This window comes from Gilliamella sp. Pas-s25, assembly GCF_009795885.1.
Classification (GTDB): Bacteria; Pseudomonadota; Gammaproteobacteria; order Enterobacterales; family Orbaceae; genus Gilliamella.
In genome coordinates, this window is record NZ_WTEV01000068.1 from 1 (window position 1) to 1,334 (window position 1,334).

Genomic DNA, 1,334 nt, shown 5'->3' on the forward strand with positions numbered 1-1,334 from the left:
TGCGTTTAATCTTATTCATATTTGTTCCTTTTTTAGTGGTGATAAGTTTACCTTACCCCTTAAAAAAGTTGTATGAATTAGTGTAACCGATCCACCCCTAATACCTTTTTGCTCTACTTTCGGAAAAGGACCTGAAAACATTCGATTATCAATGTTTAATTGTTTTATTCTGTCAATCCAAGTCCGACGGATGTAATATTTATGCATGCCACCGTTAACTACTTCTGGCTCAAGTCCTGCCCTTGCCATAAATATTTTTTGAGCGATAAAGTGTGATACCATTTCCCTTAATTTTTTCATATAATTTATAGAGATATAAAAAGCTATTCCTCAACCTTGATAGTATAAATTTTTTTAAACTGACTAGCCGGACAATGCATAGTTACATAAGTAGTTCCTGTAAATTCTATACTAATTGTTCCGTTCACTTTAGGCGTTCCTTTTATGGTGAAATCATTATATGAATTATTCCAATCAAAATAGGATGGAGATAGCTCAAGCCCTGAATTTTCAGGTTTAATATGATAGGAATCACTGCGAACTACACCAACATTAATATTTATTTCAGCATAATAAGGTTTACCAAAAGCGGCATTGGGTAAAGATTCAGATAGCACTTCAAATTTTCCGCTACAAAAACACCCAGTAAGTGAAAGAACTAAAAATAAGTTAACGATTAACATTAAATAATATCGTGATTTTTTCATATGGTTTATTGCGATTAATTGAATTTTTATTAAAAATAAGTGTGTCTTAAACACTTTACCATTTATTTTATTGCCATATATGTTTTATCTAAGGAATTTTACTTACCACCATAGCTGCGAAGGAGTATTCCATAATTTCACCTAAAGTTTTTGAGGTCCACCATTTTTTTACCTTGCCCCATGAAAATAGTTCAAGCTGAACCTTTTCAGTTATTGCTGTTTGTTCTGTTATTTCCAGACCATTGTGTAATTTTAATTTATCTGTCCAAACTATCCAGTGGTTTTTAGTTGTTAAAATACCCTGATTAGTAATCATTTTTGCTGTTATTAATACAACAACATGTGTTTCAGGGCTAATATAAGAATTTAAACGACATAAATCTTGTAAAGTTAAATGTGGCCCCCGGATCTGATCAATTAAACTTATATTGATGCTGTATAAAATTTTAGCACCAGAATTTTCAAACCATGTTTTAAGATTTTCTGCTGTTGTAATACCTGAAACTTGATCATCAGGCGAATCGTAATCAAAAACGCTATTTTCTGGATCGGCTACACTAATTAGTACCAGTTTTATAAGGTCATTGTTATGATAAACTAAAAATAAGAGAAGGTAACAACAATGGC

2 protein-coding genes and 1 pseudogene are annotated in these 1,334 nt (G+C 31.6%); all 3 read right to left on the bottom strand.

What is annotated here, in order from left to right; translation table 11 throughout:
- Positions 1-15: 15 nt before the first annotated feature.
- Complete coding sequence (locus GQ593_RS13285; RefSeq protein WP_160432458.1) at positions 16-282, bottom strand: hypothetical protein; 267 nt, start codon at positions 280-282, stop codon at positions 16-18.
- A gap of 41 nt (positions 283-323) precedes the next feature.
- Positions 324-707 (bottom strand): hypothetical protein, encoded by a 384-nt coding sequence (locus GQ593_RS13290; protein ID WP_143421897.1) that lies wholly within the window; start codon positions 705-707, stop codon positions 324-326.
- 88 nt (positions 708-795) lie between these two features.
- Positions 796-1,334: pseudogene (locus GQ593_RS13295) on the bottom strand (hypothetical protein); the annotation flags it as partial.